We start from the raw sequence: 20,986 nt of genomic DNA, 5'->3' as shown, positions 1-20,986 counted from the left end.
TCATTACCTCGGGTTGGGACGGCGGATCGCGGGCTTCCCGCGGGGTCGTCGGGATTGAGTTGCCACATGCGGCGTGGCGGGAGCGAACATCATCTTCAACGTAGCGAGCACGTCCGTTGGTCCGGTCCTTACTTTGGCGCCTGCAGCGCCATGGGCGCCGGGCAAGCGCACGAGGGCATGGATGGTGCCCATGACGATGAGGAGGAGGGCGTCGGGGTCGAGGTCGCCGCGAAGGCTTCGCTCGGAGATGCCGTCCCGGATGGCTTCCTGCAGATATCGCTTCGACCGCCCGATCACCTCCCGAAGCTCCTCAACGGCCTGGGTCGGTAGACTCAGATGGGCTTGGTCCGAGCGAAGAAGCCAGGCGAGGCCGGGATCGGAGCGAAGCAGATCGACTCGATCCGCGGCCAACCTGAAGAGCCGGTGACCGGCTGGCTCGGATCGACTCGGGAAGGTTGACTCCACGCGCCTGATGGCGTGGCGCACCGCCTCCAGCAGAATTGCATCGAGGGATTCGAAGTGCCTGAAGAGGGCGCCAGGCGTGAGGCCTACCTCTCGCGCCAGACGGTTCGTGCTCAACGATTTGAAGCCCTCGATCCCGATGATCTTCAGTGCCGCCCTCGCGATCTCCTCTCGGCGCACCGCCGTTGACTTCCGAGTTCCTGGGCTCATGGCCTAAAGTAAGTAACCGTTTACTTACTTAGCAAGTCCTGTGAAGCAAGCCGTCGGCTCAGATGAGCCAGTTTGCCACGAATGCTCCCATGTAAGCGGGGGCCAGCATGTACCCAAACTGCAGAGCGGGCCACCGCCAGCCCGCAATCTCCCGGCGCATCACGGCGACCGTGGACATGCACTGGAGCGCGAAAGCAAAGAAGACGAGTAGAGCCCCACGGCCCCACCAAGGTCGAGATCCGCCTTGAGCGCGTCTTGGAGCTCGAGGGACCTCGCGCGCGCGTCCTCAATTCCGTGGATCGTGCCGAGCGTCCCGACGATGACCTCGCGAGCCGCGAGTGAAGAGACGATCCCCAATCCCACCTTCCAGTTGAACCCGAGGGGGCGAATGACCAGCTCGATCATCTGCCCCGCCCGGCCGAGTGCGCTTTCCGCGATCGGAGGGCGAGATCCGTCGACGCGGGGAATCTGCGTGAGGAACCAGAGTGCGACGGTGACGGCGAGGATGACCCGTCCGGCCCTTCGCAGGAAGACCTTGCGCCTGTCGAGCAGCCGGAGACCGAGAGAGCGGAGGGAGGGAACGCGGTACGACGGCAACTCCATGACGAAGGTCGAGGGCGGGCCTCGAAGAATCGTCCGCCGGAGCAGCAAAGCGGTCCCGACCGCGGCAACAATGCCCAAGGCATAGAGTCCGAGGAGTGTCGCGCATCGTGTCCCAACAAGCGGGCCGAGCAGGGGGCGCTCGGGGATGAACGCCGCGATGAGTAGCGCGTATACGAGAAGCCACGCAGAGCACGTCATGAACGGCGTCACGAAGATCGTCGTGAGGCGATCGCGCTCGTCCTCCACCGTGCGTGCCGCGAGAATCGCCGGTACGGCACAAGCATAAGCGGAAAGTAAGGGGAGAAAGGCGCGGCCCTGCAGCCCGACGCGGTACATCATTCGGTCCGCGATCACGGCGGCTCGGGCCAGGTACCCCGAATCCTCAAGAACACCGATGAAGAGGAAGAGAATTAGAATCTGCGGGAGAAAGACAATCACGGACCCGACTCCTGCCCAGATCCCATCGATCAGGAGCGAGCGAAACCACGAGTCCGGGAGCTGCGCACCGATCCACATGCCCAAAGTCGCCACCATCCACTCAACGCCGTCGATGAGAGGGGTGGCCCAGGTAAACATTGCCTGGAACACCAAGAGCACGACCCCGAGGAACCCGAGCGGCCCCAGAAACCTGTGGAGGAAGAGCGCATCTGATCGCTCCTGCAATCTCGAGGGGCCGGGCGGACGCTACCCCGCGCGGAGTGCCAGCTCGTGGACACGCCGTCGTCGCTCGGTGAAGAGGTCCACCATGGGTAGTGTGCGGTACCGTGTACCGCGCGAAGGGTGCGCTCTGGGAAGGAGTCGCGATCAACGAGCTCGCTGAGAAAGTCGCGGACTTCGGAGAGGCCCTGGCCCGACCGAATCGAGGCCCGCACGACGCTGACTCCCAGCTGGTCCGCGACGCGTTGGTGCTCGATGGTGCCACCGCGCCTTTCCAGCTCGTCCGTCATGTTCAGGACGAGCTGAACCGGGATGCCCCGCTGCAGAAGCGGCTCACAGAGCATCGTATGCTGCTCGAAGCGCTTCAGGTCCACGATCAGGATCAGTGCGTCCGGCACGCCCATGTCGGTCCCGCGTCCCTCCAAAACGTCGCGAGTGATCCGCTCGTCCGGAGTGCGTCCCGAGGATCCGTGAATGCCGGGGAGGTCGACGAGATCGATCTCCCGGCCCCCGTCTAACCGGATGCGTCCGACTTTCTTCTCGACCGTGACCCCCGGATAGTTTGCGAACTTCTGTCGCAGCCCGGTAGGTGCGTTGAAGAGAGTGGACTTACCTGAGTTGGGTGGGCCCATGCGCGCCACCAGAGGGCGGCACGCACGAACGCGGCCCCCCGACGAATCCGGGCTTCCTGGAGGCTGGTTGGACGGAGCGGGCCTCGTGGACACCGGCCGCGCTTGGTCAGCCCCCTTGGGAGCTGCTTCCATTACCCTCTTCCCCGGATCGTGGCAACGGCTTGGTGAGATCGGGGCGCTGACCCCAGGGCTGACCAAGGGAAGATCCGTGGCCAACTCAGCCAGGCGGAAGACGGGAACCCTCGCCCCGAAGTAGCTCCACTCTCCCCCGGATTGCCGACTGTGGGCTCCAGGAGTAGGATGGGCCTGCACCGTTCTCGTCAGGGTTGCTTGCGAGGCCGGACTTCTTGACTTCGGAGCGCCCGTCGCCGAGGCGTCTAGCCTGATAGAATCTCCGCACTCCCGCCCGGAACCCCGTCGGTGCCCATCCTCCGCCAGCTGTCCGTCACCTTCCACGTGCTCGCTGCCATGGTCTGGCTCGGCGGGATGTTCTTCCTCGCCCTCGTCGGCGCTCCCGTGCTCCGAAAGTTGGAATCGCCGAGTCTCCGTGCCCGGCTCTTCCGGGAACTAGGCGAAGGTGCCCGGCGGGTCGGGTGGGTTTGCATCGGAGTCCTCTTGGTGACCGGAGTGACGAACCTCCACTTTCGGGGCGTCCTGTCCCTCGCGACGCGGGGCGAGGCCACCTTCTGGAATGCTCCGTTCGGGCATGCCCTCGCATGGAAGCTCGTGGCAGTTGGAGTCATGGTGGGAGCGAGCGCGGTGCATGACTTCTTCCTGGGGCCATTGGCCGGGCGGCTCCCCGAGGGGACGGACGGACGGGAGCGGGCGCGACGATGGTCGGCCATCGTCGCGCGGCTGAACGCTGGCATCGGGGTCTTCCTCGTCTACTGGGCCGTCCGACTCAGCCGCGGAGGGTAGGGGGGACCGCGTCTTCCATGGAGCCATGACCCGCCAAGGACGGTCCCAATTGTGGATTTGTATATGAGAAATTATACTTTTGGCGAGGTCCCTCGATCGCAAGTGCTTTTTGGCCGTTGGCGAGGGCGCCCTCGCGGCCTGGAGGAGGAGGAACTATGAGCGAATCGTCCCATCTCGCGGTCCCGACATCAGGTCGTCCTGACATTCTCGCGAGCGACTTTGATCGGGCCCCCTTCCTCGTGATATGGGAGACGACCCAGGCCTGCGATCTGGCCTGTATCCACTGTCGAGCCGGGGCGCGTCCCTACCGGGACTGTGGGGAACTTTCGACTCTCGAGGCCATGAACATGATGAACCGGATCCGGAGGTTCGGACGGCCCCTCTTTGTCCTCACGGGAGGGGATCCCGCAAAGCGTCCGGATCTCGTCGATCTCGTGGCGCACGGAGCCCGGCTCGGCCTTCGGATGGGGCTCACCCCCTCGGGCACGCCACTGGTCACGGCCGAGTTGGTTCGCGAGTTGCGGGATGCCGGCCTCTCCCGGTTGGCGGTGAGTCTGGACGGCCCCACTCCGGAGAGTCATGACCGCTTCAGAGGCGTCGCGGGGTCTTACGATTGGACGATCGGGATGCTCGAGATGGCGCGGGATCTCGGGATCTCGACCCAGGTCAACTCGACCGTAAGTCGAGGTACGCTCTCCGACTTCGATGCGATGGGGGCCCTCGTGAGAAAGCTCGGGATCGCCCTCTGGTCCGTCTTCTTCCTGGTCCCGATCGGACGTGGTCGTTCCGGGGATCTCCCATCCCCCGATGAGCTCGAGCGGGTCTTTCATCGAATGTACGATCTCTCCCTCGATGCGCCCTTCGATGTGAAGAGTACGGCAGCTCCTCAGTACAGGCGCGTCGTGCTCGAACGGCAGGTGGCATCCCGCAGGCAAGGCGAGCGAAACCAACTTCCTTCTCCTTTGACCGGTGGCGTCGGGTTCAGCCTCGCGGACGGCGTAGGGCGGGCGCGCGGAGTGAACGACGGAAATGGATTCCTGTTCATAAGCCACCGCGGGGATCTGTTCCCTTCAGGCTTCCTGCCCGTCTCTGCCGGGAACATCCGGACGGACGACCCCGTCGCCGTCTATCGAGACCACGAGCTGTTCCGGGCCCTTCGTAATCCGGACCTCCTAAAGGGAAAATGCGGAATCTGCGAGTACCGATCGGTGTGTGGGGGAAGCCGGGCGCGCGCCTGGGCCCTCACCGGCGATGCACTCGAGGCCGATCCTTCCTGCGCTCACGTTCCGGCGCAGTATCTGCGCATGGTGGGGCGAGGAGAGGCCCAAGAGGTGGACGTCTACTTCAGGCAGCGGATCCCAGGATGGGGAGCGCGGCCGCGCGTCGGAGAACTCCCCACACCTGGTTCCGGGAATTCCCGACTGCCTACCCTATGCTCTCGTTGACACATTCCTGGGAGCGAGCTCCGGGACCCGGATGTCTTAGCCCCGATCCTTGCCCATGTGCCTGACCCGACACGGTTGGAGCTTTCTCATGTCGATGCGATCGCCGCCCGGAAGAAGGATCCGTCACCTGATCCTGTTGGCCGGTATCGGAGCCCTCCCGGCCGTATCTCTCGAAGCCCAGACGGCGGGAGAGGCACTTTTTCAATCCACCTGCACGGCCTGCCACTCAGTCGGGTCCGACCGCGTCGTCGGTCCGGGGCTCGCGGGGGTGCTCGATCGGCGGGAGACGAGCTGGCTGATTTCCAAGATCACGGGGCCGGACCGTCTATTGGCTTCCGGTGACACGATCAGCACACGGCTCGCTGCCGAGCACAGTATGGCGATGCCGAACATGGGCATCACCGAAGACCAGGCCGAATCCTTGCTCGCATACCTCTTTACGGCTGCACCCGTCGATGTGGCGGCCGCTCCCCCGGTATTCACTGCGCCGCCGCGCGAAGCTGATGTCTTACTGGGGCGCGCACTCTTCGAGGGGAGGACGCGGCTCGACGGCCGGGGACCGAGCTGCGCCTCGTGCCACGGCCTCACGGGAGCCGGCGTTTCGTGGGGCGGTAACCTCGCGGTGGATCTGACCGGGGCTTACGAGCGCCTCGGAGGCCCCGCAGTCCAAGCGATCCTCAGCAGTCCTCCATTTCCAGCGATGCGGGGCGCGTATGAAGGCCGGCCGCCCACACAACCTGAGGTCGCTGCGCTGACGGCTTTCATGATCGGAGCGGGCACCGATCAGGCGGCCGCCGCGTCTCCGCGCAACGTCGGATTTTGGTTCTTTGGGGCGGCGCTGCTCGGTACCGCACTCCTCATCGGCATCAGCTCCCTTGCCTGGCGTGGAAGACGGACGGGTCCGGTTTATCGAGAGATGTTCGAGCGGCAGATCAAGAGCCGGTGAGGCAGGCACGGGCGCGATAGCGAGTCGCTCCCGTCCGATCGAACCAGAACTCGCGGAAGACGGACGGAACGAATCCCTTCATTGGAGCGCCACGGTCATGGGCTGGATCAAGGACATCATCTCCCCGGAGACTCGGAAGTGGGAGGAATTCTACCGGAACCGCTTCCAGCACGACAAGGTCGTGCGGAGCACCCACGGGGTGAACTGCACGGGAGGCTGCTCCTGGCAGATCCACGTAAAAGACGGAATCGTCACCTGGGAGACCCAGCAGCTCGATTATCCCCTCCTCGAGGATTCCCTCCCACCGTACGAACCGCGTGGGTGTCAGCGAGGAATCTCATTCTCCTGGTATCTGTACAGCCCACTTCGCATCAAGTACCCGCTCATCCGTGGCGCGTTGCTTGACGCCTGGCGGGCCAAGAAGCGCGAGACGGGCGGCGACCCGATGGCGGCGTGGAGAGCGCTGCAGTCGGACGAGAGCGCACGCAAAGCGTACCAACAGGCCCGGGGAAAGGGCGGCTTCAGGAGGGCTACGTGGGACGAGGTCCTGGAGATCATGGCCGTTGCGAACATCAGCACGGCGGAGAAGTACGGTCCCGACCGGGTGGCAGGCTTCAGCCCGATTCCGGCCATGTCGATGCTCAGCTACGCGGCCGGCTCCCGCTTTCTCCAGCTCTTCGGCGGGTTCAATCTGAGTTTCTATGACTGGTACTGTGACCTCCCCACTGCCTTTCCCGAGATCTGGGGAGAGCAGACGGACGTTTGCGAGAGCGCGGATTGGTACAACGCGAAGATGATCGCGGATATGGGTGCGAATTTGAACATGACACGCACCCCCGACTGCCACTTCTTCGCGGAATCACGACACAATGGCACGAAGACAGTCGTGTTTAGTCCCGACTTCAGCCAACTCTGCAAGTATGCGGACCAGTGGGTTCCGCTCCATGCTGGAAGCGACGGCGCCTTTTGGATGGCCGTGACCCACGTGATCCTGAAAGAATTTCATTATGAGAGGAAGACGCCGTCCTTCATCGATTATGTGAAGCGATACAGCGACGGTCCTTTCCTAGTGAAGCTCGAGCAGGAGGGCGATGTTTATCGGCCGGGCCGACTGCTCCGCGCGAACGAGGTCGAGCCGTATCGGAGCATCGAGAAGGGCGACTGGAAGTTTCTAAACCTCGATGCAACGAGCGGGGACCTGGTCGTTCCCAAGGGGAGCGCGGGTGGTCGCTGGGACGGGAAGAAGGGAAACTGGAACCTGAAGTACGAGAGCGATGTGGACGATCGCCCCTACGACCCGGTCCTAACTCTTCTCGATCGCAGCGAGAAGGTCGCCCAGGTGGCCTTCACGGACTTCGGACTCGACAGCACCGTGACGCGGGGGGTCCCCGTGATCGAAGTCGAGACGACCGAGGGCCCGGTCCTCGTCACGACGGCGTACGACCTCATGATGGCTCAGTTCGGCGTAGGCCGCGGACTCGCCGGCGCTTATCCAACGAGTTACGACGACAAGGATTCCGCCTACACCCCGGGATGGCAGGAAATCTTCACCGGGATCTCGGGAGCTACGGTCCTCCAATTTGCCCGCGAGTGGTCCAACACCGCCGACGCCACGGGCGGAAAGTGCATGATCATCGTGGGGGCGGGGATCAACCACTGGTACCACTCCAATCTCATGTATCGCGCTGGCGCGATGGCTCTGATGCTCACGGGGTGCGTAGGGAAGAATGGCGGTGGACTCAACCACTACGTAGGACAGGAGAAGCTGGCCCCTGCAGACTCCTGGGGCGCGATCGCCTTCGCGAAGGACTGGTATCCCGCCGCCAGGCTCCAGCAGGCCCCGATCTGGCATTATCTGAATACCTGCCAGTACCGGTACGACGGTCAGTTCTCCGGCTACAACACGGTGCCGGACAACGATCTCACCCGCCAACACACGGCCGACCTGATCTTCAAGTCGGTGCGGATGGGATGGATGCCTTACTACCCGCAATACAACCGGAATCCGCTGGATCTATGTCGGGAAGCGGCGGCGAGCGGAGCGGCGGACGACGAGGCGATCAAGAAGTACGTCGTACAGAAGCTCAAAAATCGAGAGATCAGTTACTCGGTGAGCGATCCCGACGCCGAGGAGAACTTTCCTCGCGTGTGGTACATCTGGCGAGGGAACGCCATCATGGGGAGCATGAAGGGGCACGAGTACTGCCTCAGGCACTATCTCGGCACCCACGACAACGTCATTGCGGAGGACTCGCCAGAACGCCCCAAGGAAGTCGTGTGGCACGACGTGGCTCCAGTCGGGAAGATGGACCTCGTGGTGGACCTCAACTTCCGCATGGATTCCTCGGCGCTTTACTCCGATATCGTGCTCCCGGCCGCATCGTGGTATGAGAAGGCCGACTTGAACAGCACGGATCTCCACTCCTTCATCCATCCGCTCTCGGCTGCCATCCCACCGGTCTGGGAGTCGAAGACGGACTGGGCCATCTTCCGCGACCTCGCGAAGGCCACGAGTGCGGTGGCGAAGAAGTACTTCCCAGGCGCCAAGAAGGATGTGATCGCCACGGCCATCGCGCACGATTCCCCTGGGGAGGTATCCCAGCCCACCATGCGCGACTGGTATCTGGGGGAGTGCGCGCCCGTCCCGGGGAGCACGACCCAGGGGCTCTCCGTGGTGGAGCGCGATTACGCGCAGATCTACGAGAAATTCATTTCCCTCGGTGACCGCGTGCGAACTGCTGGCCTGGGAGCGCACGGAAATTCATACCAGTGTGCCGACGTCTACGACGAGATGGTCGGGTCCCGGCACTTCCCCGCGGAACGGCGGAACGGGAGCACCTACCCGTCGCTCAAGGAGGACGTGTCCGCGGCTAACGCGGTCCTGAAGCTCTCCACGATGACGAATGGGAAGCTCAACCGTCGCGCTTACGAGGGGGCCGAGGAGCGGGCTGGCGTGCCACTCACCGACCTCGCGACTAACACGGACAGCGTCGAGCTCACCTACGCCGACCTCCAGGCCCAGCCTCGTCGCTACAACACGTCGCCCCTCTGGTCGGGTGACATGAACGGTGGCAGGGCCTACGCCGCCTATACCGTAAACATCGAGAGGCTGCTCCCGTGGCGGACGCTCACGGGCCGGCAGCACTTCTATCTCGATCACGAGATGTACCTGGCTTTCGGGGAGAACCTTCCGACGTATAAGCCCTCTCCCAAACCGGAAGCCTACGGCGACCTGCGGGAAACCCTAAAACGGGGAGAGGCGCGCGTTCTCAACTGCCTCACACCCCACGGGAAGTGGCATATCCACTCCACTTACGGCGACAACCACCGCATGCTGACGCTCAGTCGAGGGTGCGAGCCCGTGTGGATGAGTGAGCCGGACGCCGCCGAGATGGACATTCGCGACAACGACTGGGTCGAGGTCCACAACGACCACGGTGTCTACTCCGCACGCTGCACGGTCAGCGCACGGATCCCGAAGGGCGTCTGCATCGTTTACCACGTCCCCGAGCGCACCATCGGTATTCCGAAGTCGCAGGTGAGAAACGGCAAGCGAGCGGGTGGGCACAACAGCCTCACGCGCATCCACCTCAAGCCGAACTTCCTGGCGGGCGGATACGGCCAGTTCAGCTACGGGTTCAACTATTGGGGGCCCATCGCTCCGAATCGGGACACGCACGTCGTGATCAAGAAGATGGACAGGGTGGAATTCTGAGGCCGCCCCCACGCTAAGGGAGAATGAAGATGGATGTGCGCTCACAGATTTCGATGGTGTTTCACCTGGACAAGTGCATCGGGTGCCACACCTGCTCGATCGCCTGCAAGAACCTCTGGACGGATCGAAAGGGCGCCGAATACATGTGGTGGAACAACGTCGAGACGAAGCCCGGCACCGGCTATCCCTCGAACTGGGAGGATCAGGACACTTACAAGGGCGGGTGGGAGAAAGATGGAGCCGGGATTCGGCTGAAGGGAGCAGGGAAACCGAAGAGTCTCACGAACATCTTCCACAACCCCCATCTCCCGATGATCGATGACTACTATGAGCCCTTCACCTTCAAGTACAGCGATCTGATCGAGTCCCCGGCCGGGGACGTCCAGCCGACAGCGCGGCCCATCTCGATGATCACCGGCGAGCCGATGGACATCCGGATGGGTCCCAACTGGGACGACGATCTAAGCGGCTCGCCCGACCATGCCCGCAAGGATCCCAATTTCCAGAACCTCTCCCAGGAAGAGCAGGAGGCCATGTTCGAGTTGGAGCGACTCGCCTTCTTCTATCTCCCGCGGATCTGCAATCATTGCCTGAACGCATCCTGTGTGGCGGCCTGTCCCTCCGGAGCGATCTACAAACGGGGGGAAGACGGTGTGGTCTTGATCAATCAGGACGTTTGCAGGGGATGGCGGATGTGCGTGACCGCCTGTCCTTACAAGAAGGCGTACTTCAACTGGAGCACAGGAAAATCAGAGAAGTGCATCCTGTGCTACCCCCGTATCGAATCCGGCCTCGCGCCCGCCTGCATGCACTCGTGCGTGGGCCGGATTCGATACCTGGGCGTCATGCTCTACGATGCGGACCGGATCGAGGCCGTCGCATCGGCGCCCGAGTTCGAGTTGGTCGACCGACAGTTGGACATGATCCTGGATCCCTTCGACCCAGAGGTCATCGCGGCGGCGAAAGCCAATGGAGTGGCCGATTCCACGATCGAATCCGCCCAGAAGTCCCCCACCTACAAGTTCGTGAAGGTGTGGAATTTGGCGCTCCCGCTCCATCCGGAATTTCGCACGCTCCCGATGCTCTTCTACGTGCCCCCCCTCCTCCCGGTGATGGCTGCAGTTACCAAGACCGCGGACTCCGAACAGGCGGGGAAGATCAATCCGATCGCGAAGGACTGGTCCGACGGTTGGCTCTACAACACGACAACGCGGGAGCTGTTCGGAACGATCGATGACGCGCGATTCCCGCTCAAGTACATGGCCAACCTCTTCAGCGCGGGGGATACGGCGGCGGTGGCCGATCGTCTGAAGAAACTCATGGCCGTGCGGTTGCATCGTAGGCTGGCGACCGTGGGAGACGTCGACGAAGCAACGGTCAGCTCTGCCCTGGCGGACACACGACTGACCCCAGAGCTCGCCGAGGCGATCTACTATCTGACTTCACTGGCCAAGTTCGACGATCGCTTCGTGATTCCCGCAGCGCACCGGGAGCAAGCCATCGAGCTGATGGACGACACGGGGGACGTCAACAGTGTCAAAGGCGAAACCGGCTTCGGATTCAAGGTCGGCTCCGCCTCGAGGGGGCTCTGATCATGCACCCATTTACGCACTACGAGCATCTGGCGACCCTCTTCGACTATCCTCGCCGCGACTATCCCTCCTGGGTCCAGGCGACCTACGACCTGCTGGCCGGGCGGTACGTCGTGGGGGCCGCCCATCTCGATGCCTTCGCCAAGCTCCTTCCGACGGAAGGGGGTCCCTTCACGCCGGAGGCCCTCGACGAGGTCCAGGAGATCTTCACAAGGTCCTTCGATGTTCAGCCGATCACGACGCTCAGCGTCGGCTATCTCGTATTCGGAGATGATTACAAGCGGGGAGAGCTCCTCGCGAATCTGAACCGAGAGGGGCGAGCCCTGGGGATCGACTTCGGGAGCGAACTCCCGGATCATCTCCCGAACGTCCTGCGGCTCCTGGCCCGGTGGGAGGACCGTGACCTGGCGGGGGAATTGGTCACGGAAGTTTTCCATCCGGCGCTAAGGCAGATGATCGAGGAGTTCGATCAACGACGCATCTCCGGGCGGGACGAGCTGTACCGCAAGCACTTCGGCACGCTGATCGTCACTTCGACGGAGCGGGGCACCATGTTCCGCCACCCGCTCGAATCGGTTCTGGCGGTGCTGGAAACGGACTTCAAGGTTTCCTCGGATGCGTCGTCTCCCGCCCCTTCGCACGACTTCCTGAATGGAATCGCCCGGGAGTTGGAGATCGAGCCCTCCGACCAACCAAGCTACGCATTGGGAGAGGCGCCATGAGCCTACTCGACACCTTCACGCTGGTCGCCTTTCCGTATGTGGCGGTATTCGTGTTCGCGATCGGAACTTTCCAGCGATATCGCAAGAAGGGTTTCACCGTTTCTTCGCTCTCTTCGCAATTCCTCGAAGGACGGACCCTCTTCTGGGGTTCGATTCCGTTTCACTTCGGAATCTTGGCTCTCTTCTTCGGGCATCTCATCGCGCTCCTCATCCCGCGCGCCGTCCTCGCGTGGAATGGTCAGCCTCTGCGAATGTTGATTCTCGAAGTGTCGGGCCTCGGGTTCGGCCTTGCGACGCTCATCGGGCTGTCCGCACTCGTCGTTCGCAGGCTCACCAACCCCAGGATCCGGGCCGTCACGACGAAGATGGACGTGGCGATCGAGCTTCTCCTTCTCGGCCAGGTGATCCTGGGCGTATGGATCGCGGTCGGCTTCCGATGGGGCTCCTCATGGTTCGCGGCCACGCTCACGCCCTACCTCTGGTCGCTTGCCGCCTTTTCGCCGGACATCAGTGATCTCACGGGGATGTCATGGGTGATCAAGCTCCACGTGATCGGAGCCTTCGCCATCCTCTTCATGATCCCCTTCACCCGCCTGGTTCACATGATCGTGGCGCCACTCAACTACCTCGTGCGGCCGTACCAGCAGGTGATCTGGAACTGGAATCGACGGAAGGTGCGGGCCGTGGAAGGCGGGTGGGCTCAGGCCGCGGGACAGTCCGGAACACATGGTCAGTCTTGAGCGGTTCGGGATGACAGCGAGATGAGGCACTCATGAAACATCGAAGCCGTTCTCTGATCGTTCTCGCCGCGAACACATTCGCGTTTGCGGTGTGCTTCGCCGTCTGGATGATGAACGGCGTACTGGCGACCTTTCTCGACCGGAACGGAGTCGTTCCTCTGACGAGCGCTCAGATCGGGTGGTTGTTGGGCGCACCCGTCCTGACCGGCGCCATTCTTCGCCTTCCGGTGGGGTTGCTCACCGACCGTTACGGAGGACGGCCGGTGTTCACGGCGGTGCTGCTGCTATCGGCAGCGGCAACCTTCCTGATCAGCTTCGCGAACGATTTTACCGGTCTCCTTCTCGGCAGCTTTGGCTTCGGCATCGCCGGAAGCAGCTTCGCTGTCGGCGTGGCTTACTCCTCGGTCTGGTTTGAGCGAAAGCGACAAGGCACTGTGCTCGGCGTCTTCGGCGCTGGGAATGCCGGAGCCGCGTTTACGGCGATGGTGGGTCCGACCCTCCTGGGCCAGCTGACCGCGGGGGGCACAGTTCTCGAGGCCTGGCGTGGATTCCCGCGCATCTACGCCGCCGCGCTCGCGGGCACGGCGATCATCTTCTGGCTGGTCACCGAGAACCGTCGACCGGATGAGCCGGTGGTGCGCACCCTGGGCCAGCGTCTCGAACCCCTGAAACAGGTTCGAGTGTGGCGGTTTGGGCTCTACTATGCCCTCGTCTTCGGGGGGTACGTCGCACTCTCCCAATGGCTCATTCCTTATTACGTCGGCGTCTACGCCATGAGCCTGGTCACGGCGGGTCTCATCTCCTCCATTTTTTCCCTTCCTGGAGGGGTAATTCGCGCGCTCGGGGGCTTTTTGTCGGATCGTTTCGGGGCGCGAAACGTGACGTACTGGGTCATGGGTGGATGCACGATTTGTTTCCTCCTTTTGATCGTGCCTCGCATGGAGATCAGCATGCCCGGAAGGAGCGTGCTGGCCAATGAGCCGGGAGTGGTGGCGTCGGTCAGCGCTGAAGCAGTGGTGGTCGGCAGTCAGACGTACTCACTGCGAATGGGCCCTACCGGCGGGGCGGAGCTGCCTCGCGGACGCATTGGCCCCGTATGGCGGACCTGGCACGATCCGGCGGTCTCCGTTGGAGATCAGGTAGGGCCGAATACCGTGCTCGCCCGCGGAACGACCCATTACTACTTCGAAGCGCATGTGGCGGTGTTTACGGCGCTTGTCCTTCTCGTTGGTGTGCTCACCGGAATCGGGAAGGCGTCGGTTTACAAGTATATCCCCGACTATTTCCCCAAAGATGTGGGCACCGTCGGAGGGATGGTGGGGGTGGTGGGCGGTCTCGGGGGATTCTTCTTGCCCGTCGCCTTCGGATATGCGCTGGATTGGACCGGTGTGTGGACCAGCGCATGGGCCATCCTGTTCGCCCTCTCGGCCGCATGCCTGTTGTGGTTGCATCTCACCGTGCGGGCTCTGACCAAGGCCAGCGCCCCCGCGGTCTTCGAGGACATCGAGCACCGCCCTTCGCGCGCACGGCACGGCACCACCGAGTCTCAACACCTCGCTCCGTCGTCCCGGGGCGCAAGCGGTTCCTGGTCCCCCGACCCTGTTGGCGATCGGTGATGGCGACCTGGGGATTCCTCTGCGGGAGGCAGTGAACGTGACCCAAGTTACGGAGGTCATTCCAGAAGCTGCTCCGGATTCAGGGACCTGGCTAAGCCACTGGGAACCGGAGGATCCAAAGTTCTGGGCCTCCGTGGGCCGGCGGATCGCCTGGCGCACGCTGACGCTCACGACCATCAGCCTCGTGCTCTCCTTCGCGACCTGGTTCGCGATGAGCGCCATCGTGGTGCGCCTCCCAGAAATCGGCTTCACCTACACGGATATGCAGCTCTTCTGGCTCGCGGCCCTACCGGGGCTGGCCGGCGGGACGCTTCGCATCGTGCACACCTTTCTGGTACCTATGTTCGGCAGTCGGCACGTCATTACGGTGGCAACCTTCTTGAAGCTGCTTCCCTGCATCGGGATCGGGCTGGCCGTGATGAATCCGGACACTCCGTTCTGGCTCTTCGCCGTCCTCGCTCTATCCGCGGGCTTCGGAGGAGGGGACTTTTCATCGTACATGCCGAGCACGAGCCTCTTCTTTCCAAAGCGTCTCCAGGGCACAGCGCTCGCGATCCAGGCCGGTGTTGGGAACTTCGGCGTGAGCGTTGTTCAGTTCCTCACCCCTTTGATCATCGGGGTTGCTTCGATTGGAGGCCTGGTCGGAGCATCACAGGTGTTGGACCGGGGGGGGCAAATCGAGGAGGTCTGGCTCCAGAACGCCGTCTTCATCTACGTGCCCTTTCTGGTCGCCATCGGTGTGCTCTGTTGGATCTTTCTGCGAAGCGTCCCGGTCCGGGCATCATTTCGAGAGCAGTTCGACATCTTTCGAATCAAGCACACCTGGATCATGACCTCTCTCTATGTCATGACCTTCGGCTCGTTCGCAGGATTCGCCGCGGCCTTTCCGCTTCTCATTCGGACCAGCTACGGAGGCTTCCCTGACGCTCCGGATCCTCTGCATTTCGCCTATCTCGGGCCACTCGTGGGCTCCCTTATGCGCATCGTCGCGGGCCCTCCCAGCGATCGCTGGGGAGGCGCGATCCTCACGACCGTTTCCGGCGTCGGACTCGTTATCTGTGCCCTCGGGGTGATTCCATTTCTCGACCCCACATCGGTGGACCAGTTCGGGTGGTTCGTGGCCCTGATGCTCGGGATCTTCTTCTTCTCCGGGGTCGGAAATGCGTCAACGTTTCGGCAGATACCCGTCATCTTCTGCGAAAACCCTCGGCAGGGTGCATCGGTGATCGGATGGACTGCCGCTGTGGCGGCCTATGGACCGTTTGTCTTCGCCTCGCTGATCGGTTGGGTGATCAGCGCCACGGGCTCCCCCGCACCTTTCTTCTACGGCGCCGCTGTCTTTTACCTCATGAATATCGGGCTCAATTGGTGGTTCTATAATCGGAGGAGGGCCGACTGCCCCTGCTGAGGAATGAGATTGCCACGAGCTGTGGCTCCCCGCAGCCCAATCCCTGGCGCTGCGACTGACCCCCGATGGAAGGACCCCCTGATGAGCTCAATACCAGAGCCGCCGCAGACGTTCAAGGAGTTCGCCGCGCAATATCCCAAGCTGGCGGAGGCGTGGGAGAAGATAGCCCAGGCGGGCGGCGATGGCCCGCTGGACAAGAAGACCGCTCGCCTGGTGAAGCTGGGGGTCGCCATGGGTGCGATGCGGGAGGGTGCCGTGCACTCGAGCGCCCGGAAGGCGCGGGCGATCGGAATTACCCAGGAGGAAATCGATCAGGTGGTCGCCCTCGCTGCCGGCACATTGGGACTGCCGTCGACCGTGGCGGTGTGGAGTTGGGTCAATGAGCGCGACCGCCGGTAGGGAGGGACTTTCGGCGGCGGTCGGCGGTCCGGTCCGGCGACTGGTGCGAGCCGGATTGCGGATCCCTCTGTTCTACAAGCTTCTCGTAGCGAACGTCGGAATCGTCGGGAGCGCGGTGATTGGCACGGCCAGGCTGGTCGCGGTCGGCGGTCGTGTCCAGGCTCAGGGGCCCTCGACGATGGAGTGGACGACCCTTGTGGTCGCGGTCGGTATCGCTTCGATCGTCGCGAACGCCGTCTTGTTGCGCCTCGCGCTCTCACCATTGAGGGGAATCGAGCAGGCGGCTCGAAGGGTTTCCGAAGGGAAACCTGTTGGGGGAGCACCGCTTTCGATATTCGCCGACCGTGATGCGGAGCGCGTGATCCGGGGCTTCAACGCCATGCTGGAGAGCCTGACCCAATACCGCGAGCGATTGAGGGAACTGGCCGCCCGGGCGTTGCATGCGCAGGAAGCAGAGCGCGAGCGCGTCGCGGGTGAGCTACACGACGACACGGCCCAGCGGATCACAGCCGTCGGCTTTCGCTTGTCGGCCATTCAGAAACGGCTCGGCTCGGGCCCGCTCGCGGATGAGTTGACTGGAATCCGAGCGGAGCTACTGGACGCGGCGGAGGGTGTGCAGAGAACGGCACGTGGACTCCGGCCTCCTGCCCTCGACGATCTCGGGCTCGCGGCCGCGATCGAGGGCTATGCGCGGGAGATGCGAGAGGAGTGCGGCTTTCGGGTGGAGGTAACCAGGCGTGGTCTGGAAATGGCGCTGTCTCCGGAGGCTGAGCTTGCCGCCTACCGCATCGTGCAGGAGGCGATCACGAATGCTCGGCGGCATGCCGATGCAACCGGGGTGCGGGTCGTAATGCGGGGCGCGGCCGACTTCGTTCTCATCACCGTAGAGGACGACGGATGTGGCTTCGACGTGACGGCTACGGGGGGGCCCGGCGCCAAAGGGGAGAGGCTCGGACTCCTCGGGATGCAGGAGCGGGCGAGTTATGTCGGTGCGCAGGTGGAAATCGACAGTCGGGTGAGCCGAGGTACGCGCGTCGAGATTCTCCTCCCCACCGAGAGCAAGGTCCTGGCAGGGCCCGTTTTGGTTTCGAGCCGGCCATGAGCACCGCGAACCCGATCGGCCCGAAACAGATGCTCGGAGCCGTTTTGGGGGGAGGCCAGAGCTCCCGGTTCGGGACTCCCAAGGCGCTGTTCCCCTTCATGGGTGAGCCCCTGGCGCGCCGAGCCGCGCAGACCCTGGGTTCAGTGTGCGGAGAGGTCGTTCTCGTGACGAACCTCGCCGGAGCTGGAGAGGCCCTTGGGTTGCGGGCTGTCGGCGACACGATCCCGGGCTCCGGTCCTCTCGGAGGACTCCATGCCGGGCTGCTCCTGGCGGATCGCACTGGAAGTGACGGCGTATTCGTGCTCGCGTGTGACATGCCCCTGGTCGGCCCCGAGCTGATTTCGCTTATCGCTGAAGCGGGTCGCGCTTCAGGGGCTCGAGCCGCAGTCGCGGTGACGGGTCCTCGCGGCATTGAGCCCCTGTGTGCCTGGTACGCGATCGAGTGCCTTGACCCTGTCGAGAAAAGGATCGCTCGGGGGGAGCTTTCCGTCATCGCACTCGCCGAGGCCGTGAATGCACATCGCGTGCCCGCGCGCCAGCTGAATTCGGTCTGTGATCCGACCCGGGTCTTCCGAAGCGCGAACACCCGTTCCGAGCTTGCCGACCTCGAGCGGATCGCTGGCTCGAACCCAGAGGTCGGGGTCAGGACTCCAAGCGCGCGCAGGGGAGATCTAGAAGGGAGTCCCCATGCTTGATTCCGTGGGGGCCCCGATGATGTCCTACCGCCAGGCAAGTCGTCGGATTCTTCGGCATGCGCAGTCGCTGGACGTTGAATGGGTGGCTCCGGCGGCCTCTCTCGGTCGCACGGTGGCGGCACCCCTTCCGAGTCCGACTTGCCACCCCCGGTTCGCCAGCTCCGCAATGGACGGCTTCGCCCTGGCCACGCACGGAAAAGAGATTCCTCCGGGAACTTTGCTGCGCGTCGTGGGCCGGGCACGGTGCGGGGACGAGCCCTCTGTCGCCGGGGAGGAGGGGACGTGGGAAATCAACACGGGCGCGCCCCTGCCCCGGGGCCTCGATGCGGTTGTACCATGGGAGGAGGTCGAAATCGTGGAGGGCGGAGGCGGCCTTGCCACAAGGATCCGCCTGACGGTATCCGCTCGGCCTGAGAGGCATGTCCGCCGTGAGGGGGACGACTTCCGAGCCGGCGCACCGATCCTGGCCGCAGGGGATCGAGTTGGGCCCGCGCAGTTGATGGCGATCACGGCCTTGGGGGTCGAGAGAGTTGCAGTCGTGAGGGTCCCCAGGGCGAGCGTGATCTGTACGGGCTCGGAGCTCGCCCGGAGCTCGGCGGAAGCTGCGCTTCCGGGGCGCATTCGAAACTCGAGCTTGCCCTATTTGGAGGGCGCGCTCGCATCTCTCGGCGTAGAAATCGTATCCTCTGGGACCGTGGCAGACGATCCTCGGTGCTTCACCGAGTTGTTGAAGCACGCGATCGATGAACAGGCAGACTTCGTCGTGTCCACGGGAGCGGTCTCCAAGGGAAGCACCGACTTCGTTCCCGAGGCGCTCCACTCATTCGGGGCACGCACTCTTCTCCACGGGGTCTCCGTGCGACCGGGGAAGCCCCTCTTCGTCGCCCAGCTTCCCGGTGGAGGAATCTTCTTCGGGCTCCCTGGCAACCCCGCCGCCACGGCGGTGGCGTTCCGATTCTTCGTCCACCCGTACATCCGCGCAGTCTTGGGGCGGCGGGCTGAGACCCCGATGTGGTTGCCCTTGGTGGGAGAAGAACGGAAACGTGCGGGACTCAGGTACATCCAGAGAGCTCGTGTCGAGAGCGATTCCGGCTTGGGCGTCCACGTCCGAGTGCTGCCGGGGCAGGAGGCTTTTCGGATCAGTTCGCTTCTGAAAGCGAATGCATGGGCCGCACTCCCGGAGGAAGCCGAGCACATTTCCTCGGGCACGCGCGTCGAAGTCTACGGACTGCAGGAGTGTGACTTATGATGGGATTCCCGGCACTTCGTTGCCCTCCCGGAGGGGGCGACTCATGAGCGTCCCAATATTTGAACCTTCCAACACGACTGCGGCCTGTCGACCTTCGCTCGCCCGGCGTGTGAAGGGTCGCCATTCCCTGGGCGCAGTCTCGGCGTTATGCCTGGGCGCCGGCCTCGCGTTCTTCCCCTTCACGGCCACCAGCCAGGAGGGCATCTCCCTCGGCGGGCAACTCCGGACCCGGTACGAAAGTCTCGAACCGGGGAGCGGTGCATCCCGCGCGGCGTTCGTTTCCATGCGCACGCGCGTCCATATGGCGGTCGCCCGCGAGGAAGGGCTCAGTGCGTTTGTGCAGTTCCAGGATGTGCGACGCTGGGGAGAGGAACTCAGCCCGCTCAGCGACTTCGATGCGGACCACCTCGATCTCCATCAGGCTTACGCGGAGTTGAGGTTGGGGACGCAAGAGGAGGCAGTCGCGAGAGTGGGCCGTCAGGAGATTGTCCTGGGTGAGGAGCGGCTCCTCGGCTCCGTCGATTGGACGCAGCAGGGGCAGAGCCTCGATGGGATACGCGCCTGGCTGGAACAGAGCTGGGGACGCGTCGAGCTCTTCGCACTATTGACTCGAGAGAAGGATGTCGCGGAGAGTGACGGGGATGCCCACTTCCTGGGAGCTCAACTTGATTTGGGTCCGCCCGACGGCGACATGCTTGAGACCTACGTTCTTCACGACCGCGACGCGCGGGACGGTGGCACTCGACAGACTACGTTGGGCGCCCGTTGGGTCGGTTCCGTCGCCGGGTGGCGTCTTCGGGGCGAGGGTGCCTTCCAAACGGGTACGAGGGACGGGGAAGAAGTTTCCGCCTACCTTGCCGCCCTTCGCCTGAGCCTCCCGATCAGCGGGAATCGGATCCTCGCCGAGCTCGGATACGACCACCTTTCTGGAGACGCCACGCCGAGCGAGGGCCGGCTCAGGGTGTTCGACACGCTCTATGCTACGAACCACAAGTTTTACGGGGCGGCGGACCTGTTCCTCAATATCCCGAGAGATACCGGGGCCGGCGGTTTGCAGGACCTCATGGCACGGGTGACCCTGTCCGCGGGCCCCCGTCTTTCCCTCACCACGGACTTGCACACCTTCCACCTTTCAGGGAAGGCTGCAGGCGCTCCCGGACATCTCGGTGACGAACTAGACCTGACCGCACGCGCCGTCGGCCCAGCTGGGGTTGTGTTCACCGGCGGCATGTCCATCGTGCGCGGTGGAACTGCGTTAGAAGACCTCGGACGCCTGGAGGGCAACCTAGTCTTCGGATACGTCATGATGGATGTGAGGTTCTAGGGCGCGGCACCGCCGGGAGCTCGCGGAAGGCAAAGGCGAGGACCGTCATCTCCCCTTCACTCCCCTGGCGGGGGATCGGGGAGCCCGGGCGGACCCGGAGGATCGGGCGGCTGAAGGAGCGGAAGCCCCCACCCTCACCGGTGGGGTTCTTTTTTCACCCGCGTCGCCTTCTCCTTGCCCGCTGTATCTCCTTGGGTATATATATTGTTTCATATCTAGCCTGACCCGACCAGCAGAGGAGCCGACCCGATGGACCCCAAGGCGTTCCAGATCCTCGTTTCTCTGGCGGCCGCGCCAATGCATGGATATGCGATCCGGCAGGAGGTGGAGGCGCGGACGGAGGGGGAGGTGCGGCTGTGGCCGGCAACGCTGTACGGCACGCTGTCGGAGTTGACGTCGACGGGGCTGATCGAAGAGACGGCGAGTCCCGGAGGCGTCGGCGATGATCCCCGGCGGAAGTACTACGCGTTGACGGGGGAGGGCAGGCGAGCGCTGGGGGCGGAAGCGGCGCGGCTGGAGCGGCTGGCGCGCCTTGCGCGGACCCACCTGTC

At 63.6% G+C, this 20,986-nt stretch carries 18 protein-coding genes; 16 read left to right on the top strand and 2 right to left on the bottom strand.

The features are described from left to right. Positions 1-3 precede the first annotated feature (3 nt). Together WEG36_01165 and WEG36_01160 are read right to left on the bottom strand one after the other, a co-directional pair. Complete coding sequence (locus WEG36_01165) at positions 4-642, bottom strand: TetR/AcrR family transcriptional regulator (protein ID MEX1256202.1); 639 nt, start codon at positions 640-642, stop codon at positions 4-6. 189 nt (positions 643-831) lie between these two features. Further along, on the bottom strand, positions 832-1,938 hold the full coding sequence (locus WEG36_01160) for a ferrous iron transporter B (GenBank protein ID MEX1256201.1): 1,107 nt from the start codon (positions 1,936-1,938) through the stop codon (positions 832-834). 89 nt (positions 1,939-2,027) lie between these two features. Between WEG36_01160 and WEG36_01155 the strand changes: the two genes are divergently transcribed. The 16 genes from WEG36_01155 to WEG36_01080 form a co-directional block, all read left to right on the top strand. After that, entirely contained in the window at positions 2,028-2,450 is a 423-nt protein-coding gene (locus tag WEG36_01155) for a hypothetical protein (protein MEX1256200.1), read from the top strand. Positions 2,451-2,984: 534 nt separating this feature from the next. Continuing rightward, positions 2,985-3,482, top strand: coding sequence for a DUF4149 domain-containing protein (locus WEG36_01150; protein MEX1256199.1), 498 nt, complete (start codon positions 2,985-2,987; stop codon positions 3,480-3,482). 155 nt (positions 3,483-3,637) lie between these two features. Further along, positions 3,638-4,927 carry a TIGR04053 family radical SAM/SPASM domain-containing protein gene (locus tag WEG36_01145; GenBank protein MEX1256198.1) on the top strand — a complete coding sequence of 430 codons (1,290 nt, stop codon included), beginning with the start codon at positions 3,638-3,640 and terminating at the stop codon, positions 4,925-4,927. A gap of 88 nt (positions 4,928-5,015) precedes the next feature. Beyond that, positions 5,016-5,873: a c-type cytochrome gene (locus WEG36_01140; GenBank protein ID MEX1256197.1), complete on the top strand. Its 858-nt coding sequence runs from the start codon at positions 5,016-5,018 to the stop codon at positions 5,871-5,873. Positions 5,874-5,970: 97 nt separating this feature from the next. Beyond that, positions 5,971-9,588 carry a nitrate reductase subunit alpha gene (locus WEG36_01135; GenBank protein ID MEX1256196.1) on the top strand — a complete coding sequence of 1,206 codons (3,618 nt, stop codon included), beginning with the start codon at positions 5,971-5,973 and terminating at the stop codon, positions 9,586-9,588. 29 nt (positions 9,589-9,617) lie between these two features. Beyond that, a complete protein-coding gene (narH, locus tag WEG36_01130) occupies positions 9,618-11,180 on the top strand; it encodes a nitrate reductase subunit beta (protein MEX1256195.1) in 1,563 nt (520 codons plus the stop codon). A 2-nt stretch (positions 11,181-11,182) separates the two neighbouring features. After that, the gene (locus WEG36_01125; protein MEX1256194.1) at positions 11,183-11,902 is read left to right on the top strand and encodes a hypothetical protein; all 720 of its coding nucleotides are present in this window, start codon (positions 11,183-11,185) and stop codon (positions 11,900-11,902) included. Then, positions 11,899-12,642, top strand: coding sequence for a respiratory nitrate reductase subunit gamma (gene narI, locus WEG36_01120; protein ID MEX1256193.1), 744 nt, complete (start codon positions 11,899-11,901; stop codon positions 12,640-12,642). The genes WEG36_01125 and narI overlap by 4 nt, the downstream gene beginning before the upstream one ends. 32 nt (positions 12,643-12,674) lie before the next feature. Continuing rightward, positions 12,675-14,258: an MFS transporter gene (locus tag WEG36_01115; GenBank protein ID MEX1256192.1), complete on the top strand. Its 1,584-nt coding sequence runs from the start codon at positions 12,675-12,677 to the stop codon at positions 14,256-14,258. A gap of 37 nt (positions 14,259-14,295) precedes the next feature. Next, a complete protein-coding gene (locus tag WEG36_01110; GenBank protein ID MEX1256191.1) occupies positions 14,296-15,666 on the top strand; it encodes a nitrate/nitrite transporter in 1,371 nt (456 codons plus the stop codon). 81 nt (positions 15,667-15,747) lie between these two features. Next, on the top strand, positions 15,748-16,065 hold the full coding sequence (locus WEG36_01105; protein MEX1256190.1) for a carboxymuconolactone decarboxylase family protein: 318 nt from the start codon (positions 15,748-15,750) through the stop codon (positions 16,063-16,065). Then, on the top strand, positions 16,046-17,167 hold the full coding sequence (locus tag WEG36_01100; GenBank protein MEX1256189.1) for a sensor histidine kinase: 1,122 nt from the start codon (positions 16,046-16,048) through the stop codon (positions 17,165-17,167). Before WEG36_01105 ends, WEG36_01100 begins: the two co-directional genes overlap by 20 nt. Next, positions 17,164-17,862: a molybdenum cofactor guanylyltransferase gene (locus tag WEG36_01095; protein MEX1256188.1), complete on the top strand. Its 699-nt coding sequence runs from the start codon at positions 17,164-17,166 to the stop codon at positions 17,860-17,862. Before WEG36_01100 ends, WEG36_01095 begins: the two co-directional genes overlap by 4 nt. Next, positions 17,855-19,111 carry a molybdopterin molybdotransferase MoeA gene (locus WEG36_01090; protein MEX1256187.1) on the top strand — a complete coding sequence of 419 codons (1,257 nt, stop codon included), beginning with the start codon at positions 17,855-17,857 and terminating at the stop codon, positions 19,109-19,111. The genes WEG36_01095 and WEG36_01090 overlap by 8 nt, the downstream gene beginning before the upstream one ends. A 43-nt stretch (positions 19,112-19,154) precedes the next feature. Next, positions 19,155-20,435 carry an alginate export family protein gene (locus WEG36_01085; protein ID MEX1256186.1) on the top strand — a complete coding sequence of 427 codons (1,281 nt, stop codon included), beginning with the start codon at positions 19,155-19,157 and terminating at the stop codon, positions 20,433-20,435. A gap of 249 nt (positions 20,436-20,684) precedes the next feature. Beyond that, the coding region (locus WEG36_01080; protein MEX1256185.1) for a PadR family transcriptional regulator at positions 20,685-20,986 on the top strand (302 nt) is incomplete at its 3' end.

This window comes from Gemmatimonadota bacterium, assembly GCA_040882465.1.
Taxonomy (GTDB): Bacteria; Gemmatimonadota; Gemmatimonadetes; order Longimicrobiales; family Gaopeijiaceae; genus JBBEBG01.
This window is presented reverse-complemented; position numbering and strand designations above follow the sequence as displayed.

Bases quoted from the DNA above. Each gene is read 5' to 3' on its own strand.
- WEG36_01100 (MEX1256189.1), top strand. From the start codon at position 16,046: ATGAGCGCGACCGCCGGTAGGGAGGGACTTTCGGCGGCGGTCGGCGGT.
- WEG36_01135 (MEX1256196.1), top strand. From the start codon at position 5,971: ATGGGCTGGATCAAGGACATCATCTCCCCGGAGACTCGGAAGTGGGAG.
- WEG36_01115 (MEX1256192.1), top strand. From the start codon at position 12,675: ATGAAACATCGAAGCCGTTCTCTGATCGTTCTCGCCGCGAACACATTC.
- WEG36_01145 (MEX1256198.1), top strand. From the start codon at position 3,638: ATGAGCGAATCGTCCCATCTCGCGGTCCCGACATCAGGTCGTCCTGAC.
- narI (MEX1256193.1), top strand. From the start codon at position 11,899: ATGAGCCTACTCGACACCTTCACGCTGGTCGCCTTTCCGTATGTGGCG.
- WEG36_01095 (MEX1256188.1), top strand. From the start codon at position 17,164: ATGAGCACCGCGAACCCGATCGGCCCGAAACAGATGCTCGGAGCCGTT.
- WEG36_01085 (MEX1256186.1), top strand. From the start codon at position 19,155: ATGAGCGTCCCAATATTTGAACCTTCCAACACGACTGCGGCCTGTCGA.
- WEG36_01140 (MEX1256197.1), top strand. From the start codon at position 5,016: ATGTCGATGCGATCGCCGCCCGGAAGAAGGATCCGTCACCTGATCCTG.
- WEG36_01125 (MEX1256194.1), top strand. From the start codon at position 11,183: ATGCACCCATTTACGCACTACGAGCATCTGGCGACCCTCTTCGACTAT.
- WEG36_01105 (MEX1256190.1), top strand. From the start codon at position 15,748: ATGAGCTCAATACCAGAGCCGCCGCAGACGTTCAAGGAGTTCGCCGCG.
- narH (MEX1256195.1), top strand. From the start codon at position 9,618: ATGGATGTGCGCTCACAGATTTCGATGGTGTTTCACCTGGACAAGTGC.
- WEG36_01090 (MEX1256187.1), top strand. From the start codon at position 17,855: ATGCTTGATTCCGTGGGGGCCCCGATGATGTCCTACCGCCAGGCAAGT.